Here is a 6,030-nt window from a genome sequence, read left to right as displayed (position 1 = left end):
TGCTACCGATATTCACCGCCAAGGGCCTGACTGAAGGGCAGGCTGCAGCCAGTTTTACAATTCTGATGGTTGTTTCTGCTGTATTCCAGATCGTGGGCGGGGTGATTGCGGATCGCGTAGAACTGCGCTGGATGGCATTTGGTGCGCTGGGACTCTATGCACTTGCCATCGGCGCGCTGATCAGCGTACCGGTAACTTCGGTTATTCTGGTCTATACACTCATCCTGGGGTTTGCGCAGGGATTGTGGGGTGGTCTGGGCAACACCGTTTGGGTGCGTTATTTTGGACGTGAACACCTGGGGAAGATTCGGGGCAGCGTCTGGACCGCGGCTGTGGCCGGCAGTAGTATCGGTCCTTTCCTGATGGGAATCTCATTTGACCTGAGCGGGGATTTCTTTATCTCCCTGGCCGGATTCGCTGTGGTTCTCTTTGGTCTGGCCATCGCCGGGCTCTGGGCAACGCCACCAGAGAGAAGCGGAGCTAAGGCTTAGGCTATAATCCGATTTAGGGGCAATACAGGTTGTATTGAATAGACCTCTTGCATATGTGCTCCCGGCGGCGGCCCCGCCGCCGCCCTAAAGAATGCGATGCAAAGGACGGCGGCTAGAGCAGTGTCAAAAAGGGACTTTTACAAGAAGTCTAATATATTTTCCAAAATATTTTTGTTACTGAGTAGAAAAAATGAAATCATCCCGCACAAAACTAATCTTGTTGGGCACTGGCAATCCAAACCCTGATCCGAAGCATTCTGGGCCTTCGTTGATGATCCTTGTCGATGAGCAACCCTATCTGATCGATTTTGGGGCAGGATTAGTCCGCCAGGCTGCTGCACTCACACCAAGATATGGGGGCACGTTGGATGAACTCAAGATCAAGAATCTCACAGTAGCCTTTCTAACCCATATGCACTCGGACCATACGATTGGCTATCCGGATTTGATCCTGACTCCCTGGGTGATGGGGAGAGACAGGCCATTGGAAGTCTATGGCCCCGATGGCATCATAGAGATGACAGAGAATATTCTCAAGGCCTACAGAGACGATATCAAATATCGCTTATATGGACTCGAACCAGCTAATAATCAGGGCTGGCGCGTCAACGCGCACGAGATCAGTGAGGGGCTTGTATACGAAGATGAAAAAATAAAAGCTGAAGCTTTTCTGGTCAAACATGGCTCCTGGCCGAATGCCTATGGCTACCGCTTCACCACGCCTGATAAAGTGATCGTGGTCTCAGGCGATACCGCTCCTTGTGAGAAGATCATCGAGTACAGCCGTGGGGCAGATATATTGATCCATGAGGTCTATTTCAAGAAAGCCTTTGATCAGAAGGATGAGTTCTGGAAAAAATATCATGCGATCAATCATACTTCGACAATTGAACTTGCTGAGCTTGCCAATAAAGCAAACCCCGGATTGATCGTCTTATATCACACTCTCTTTTGGGGAGGCAGCGAGCAGGAAATTCTGGATGAGATCGCAGAAGGATATGGGGGTAAGGTGGAAATTGGCAAAGATTTACAAATTTTTTAGATAACATGCTTGGCAAAACCCTTGACGTATCCCTGGCACAATGCTAAACTCTCGCCCAATATGTACCTAAATCTTGTTCGTCGTCCTCGTCGTAAAACCCTGATACCCCCATTGGGAAGGTCGGGCGTTTGCGCTTGGAATAAGTAGCAACGCACAGAAACACTCTGTTTTACACACAAAGTCCTCCTTTCCACAAGGAGGACTTTTTTTATTTGAACCCTTTTCCCTCACCCGTCCTTACTACGCTCGGACTTCCCTCTCCCGCTTTGCGGGAGAGGGAGAACAAGCGAAGCGAAGCGGGGATGAGGGCAGAAAGGGCAAAAGGAGAAAAAATTAATGACACCTGACCCTACAAACCCGATCAATAAAGTTGTTCTGGCCTATTCTGGCGGATTGGATACCTCCGTCATCGTGCCCTGGTTAAAAGAGAATTATGGCTGCGAGGTAGTCTGCTTCACTGCCGATGTCGGTCAGGGCGCGGAGTTGGATGGGCTGGAAGAGAAAGCCCTTGCCAGTGGCGCCAGCCAGCTCATCGTCAAAGACCTGACCGCCGAATTTGCCAGCGATTATCTGATTCCGCTGATGCGCTCTGGTGCGATCTATGAGCGTAAATATCTGCTTGGCACTTCTGTCGCCCGCCCGATCATCGCGAAATATCTCGTCGAAGCCGCGCATGAAGTCGGTGCGCAAGCCATTTCTCACGGCGCAACCGGCAAAGGCAACGATCAGGTCCGCTTCGAACTGACTGTGATGGCCCTTGATCCGCGTCTCAAAGTGATCGCCCCCTGGCGCGAGTGGAGCATCCGCTCCCGCGAAGATGCCCTCGATTACGCTGCCGCACACGGTATCCCCGTCCCGAATACCAAGAAATCGATCTACAGCCGCGACCGCAATCTCTGGCATATCTCGCACGAGGGCGGCGATCTTGAAGAGACCTGGGTCGAGCCAAATGAGGGCATGTACCTGCTTAGCGCATCTCCTGAAAACGCTCCCGAAGAAGGTGTCTATATCGAAATTGATTTTGACTCCGGCATACCTACCACACTTAACGGAGAAAAACTGACTCCCGCAGCGTTGATCGGCAAACTCAACACCATTGGCGGTGTGCATGGAATTGGCCGGGCCGACCTTGTAGAGAGTCGCCTTGTGGGGATGAAATCACACGGTGTCTACGAAACCCCCGGCGGCACGATTTTGATGGCTGCACACAAAGAGCTTGAATCACTGGTGCTTGACCGCGCCACCATTCAATATAAGGATGTCGTCGCTCTCAAATATGCCGAGTTGCTCTATGACGGCCTTTGGTTCACCCCGCTCAAAGAAGCCATCGATGCCTTTGTTGATAGCACCCAGGGTCCAGTTACGGGCACCGTCCGCCTGAAACTCTACAAAGGCAATATCATCACCGTCGGACGCAAAAGCCCCTTCACCCTCTACCGTGAAGATTTCGCCACCTTTGGTCAGGAAGATGTCTACGACCAATCGGATGCCGAGGGTTTCATTCATATTTATGGATTACCACTCAAAGTGCGCGCGCTAAATAAACTGCCCATCTCTGGCCTCGATATGCCCAAACCGGATTATTCCAGGTTCAAAAGAGATTAACCAGTTCCTGAGCGGAAGGCAAACGAAGTGAGCCTGAAGACGAAGGACGGAATGCAAGAACCGCTCTTCGACTACTCTCCCTACCGGTCGCTCCGCTCAGAGACTGTATGACCAGTCAGACCAGGAGACCATATGACCCTTTGGCACGGACGTTTCTCTCAGAAAACCAACAACGATGCTTTCGCCCTCAACGCTTCGATCTCTTTTGATCAGCGGATGGCAGAGCAGGACGTGCGCGGCAGTCTCGCCTGGGCAGAAGCCCTCCATAAAGCGAATGTGCTGACCGCTGCGGAACACACCCAAATTCAGGCTGGCCTCCGTCAAATTGAGGCTGAGTTTCAGTCCCTGGCATTTACCTTCAACCCCGACGACGAGGATATCCACACCGCCGTGGAACGTCGTCTCGGTGAGATCATCGGCCCGCTGGCGGGCAAACTCCATACTGGACGCAGCCGCAATGACCAGGTCGCGACCGATTTTCGGCTCTGGCTGCTCGACCATATCCCTGCGCTTGATGCCGCGCTGAACGAGCTTCAATCCGCGCTCGTTGAACGCGCAAAATCCGACTTATCCCCTCTCTCCTCGGGAGAGGGCTGGGGTGAGGGTGCAATCATCATGCCCGGATATACGCATCTGCAACGGGCGCAGCCGATCTTGCTCAGTCATTGGTGGCTCTCCCATCTGATGCCCCTAAAACGGGATCAAGCCCGATTGGCGGAGATGACTCGCCGCGTCGCTATTATGCCCCTGGGGTCGGGTGCGCTGGCTGGTGTTCCCTATCCGATTGACCGAATCGCTTTGGCCGAATCGCTGGGATTTGATGCCCCCTCCTCCAACAGCCTCGACGCTGTATCCGACCGTGATTTCGCCGCTGAATTTCTCTTTGTCGCCGCACTGATCGGCACACACCTGAGCAAACTCGCTGAGCAAATGGTTTTATTTACCAGCGCAGAATTCGGCTTCTTCGAGCTGGACGACGCCTTCAGCACCGGTTCAAGTTTGATGCCCCAGAAAAAAAACCCCGATCCCTTCGAGTTGGCGCGGGGCAAAGCCGGGACACTGCTCGGGTATTTGACGGGGTTGATGGCGACGTTGAAAGGGCTGCCCTCGACTTATGACAAGGATTTGCAGGAAGATAAGGTGCCCGTTTTTGCAGCCTTCGATACCTTGATCGCGATGCTGCCCGTGCTAGCGGGTGCGCTCCAGACCCTGACAGTGAACCCCGCGCGGATGGAAGCCGCGATTGACGCCAGCATGATGGCAACCGATCTGGCAGATTATCTCGTGGCGCGCGAGGTGCCATTCAGAGAAGCACATGCCATCAGCGGAGAAATTGTCCGCGCTGCTATTAAAAAAGGAAAACCGCTCGATGCCCTCTCGCTGGTTGAATTTCAGAAAGTCAACGCGGTCTTTGATCAGGATGTCTATCAGGTTTTTGATGCACAGTCTTCAATTGCAAAACGCGCGGCCTTTGGTGGCACTGCCCCAGATGCAGTCAAAGCGCAGATTGAACGCGCAAAGGAAGAATTAAAGCGTGAAAAGTGATACGTGACGAGTGATTGTTCTCACATTTCACTCATCACGTATCACTTCAGAACAATCAAACAAAGAATTACCAAACCAACCAACTGCTCAACTAATTTTAAGGAGAACTAATTATGTCTACAAACTGCCCCGAATGTGCCGCCGAATTTGATCTTGATTCTGGTACCGAAGAAAACGAGATCGTCGTTTGCTCTGATTGCGGCGTTGACCTTGAAGTCACTTCCCTCGATCCTGCCACTGTCGTATTAGCTCCGATGGAAGAAGAGGACTGGGGAGAGTAGGGATTCTGCGAATCAGCGAATCAACGAGGCAGCAAAACGTAAAATCGTTGATTCGTTGATTTAGCCGGAGGCACTATGGCCAAACAAAGAAAGATCGGCGTGCTTTACTCTCGGGTGCGTGTCGAAGAAAAATGGATTTTCGCTGTTCTTGAGCAGCGCGGCATCGACTATGACCGTCTAGATGATCGCAATATCTCCTTTGATCTGAATGACCCCGATCCGTGGCTGAAATACGACGCCATTCTTGAACGCAGCATCAGCTATGCGCGCGGACTCTATTCCACACGGATTCTCAACGCCTGGGGAATCCCTACCGTCAACACCGCCCTGGTCGCCGAGGTTTGCGGCAATAAGCTGGCAACTGTCACAGCCCTGGCAAGTGCCAAGGTACCTCAACCGGAAACCAGAGTCGCCTACACAGTGGAAGCCGCGCTTGAAGCGATCGAAGAGATGGGATATCCCATCGTGCTGAAACCGATGGTCGGCTCATGGGGAAGGCTGCTGGCAAAGATCAACGACCGCGATGCCGCCGAGGCCGTTCTCGAACATAAATCTGTCCTGGGCTCCTACGAACACTCGATTTTTTATATCCAGGAATATATCGATAAACCGGATCGCGACATCCGCGTTTTGGTTGTCAACGATGAGGCGGTTACCGCCATTTACCGCCACTCCCCGCATTGGATCACCAATACCGCACGCGGAGGTCAGGGAGAAATTTGCCCGCTGACACCTGAGCTGACGAAGATCTGTCAGGATGCGGCGCGCTCCGTTGGGGGTGGTTTGCTGGCTGTGGATATTATCGAGCATCCCGAGCGCGGCTATTTGGTCAACGAGATCAACCATACGATGGAATTTCACACTGCTGCCCCGACCACAGGTGTCGATGTTCCCAACCTGATCGTTGACTACCTCATGTCAGTTGCAAGACAAGAGATTGAAGTTTTGTAAAAACGTAGTAAGGAATTTAGTCCTTTTCTTATCTAGAGCGACTAAAGTCGTTACTACGTCCAAAGGAATAATTATGATTAAAGTATCCATTATTGGTGGCTCTGGCTACACGGGT

6 protein-coding genes are annotated in these 6,030 nt (G+C 52.2%); all 6 read left to right on the top strand.

Going from position 1 to position 6,030, the window contains the following annotated elements; genetic code table 11:
• Window positions 1-491: MFS transporter (locus tag AC3DOM_RS05715; RefSeq protein WP_487918066.1), on the top strand; the 491-nt coding region annotated here is incomplete at its 5' end.
• Between the two features lie 190 nt (window positions 492-681).
• Entirely contained in the window at window positions 682-1,533 is an 852-nt protein-coding gene (locus AC3DOM_RS05710; RefSeq protein WP_487918065.1) for an MBL fold metallo-hydrolase, read from the top strand.
• Between the two features lie 336 nt (window positions 1,534-1,869).
• On the top strand, window positions 1,870-3,138 hold the full coding sequence (locus AC3DOM_RS05705; RefSeq protein ID WP_487918064.1) for an argininosuccinate synthase: 1,269 nt from the start codon (window positions 1,870-1,872) through the stop codon (window positions 3,136-3,138).
• Window positions 3,139-3,270: 132 nt separating this feature from the next.
• Window positions 3,271-4,683 (top strand): argininosuccinate lyase, encoded by a 1,413-nt coding sequence (argH, locus tag AC3DOM_RS05700; protein ID WP_487918063.1) that lies wholly within the window; start codon window positions 3,271-3,273, stop codon window positions 4,681-4,683.
• Window positions 4,684-4,796: 113 nt separating this feature from the next.
• Window positions 4,797-4,964: a lysine biosynthesis protein LysW gene (lysW, locus tag AC3DOM_RS05695; RefSeq protein WP_487918062.1), complete on the top strand. Its 168-nt coding sequence runs from the start codon at window positions 4,797-4,799 to the stop codon at window positions 4,962-4,964.
• A 75-nt stretch (window positions 4,965-5,039) separates the two neighbouring features.
• Window positions 5,040-5,915, top strand: coding sequence for a lysine biosynthesis protein LysX (lysX, locus tag AC3DOM_RS05690; RefSeq protein WP_487918061.1), 876 nt, complete (start codon window positions 5,040-5,042; stop codon window positions 5,913-5,915).
• Window positions 5,916-6,030 lie beyond the last annotated feature (115 nt).

This window comes from Candidatus Desulfolinea nitratireducens, from assembly GCF_982879505.1.
The sequence above is the reverse complement of the archived record's forward strand: the minus strand, read 5'-3'. Positions and strand labels throughout refer to the sequence as shown.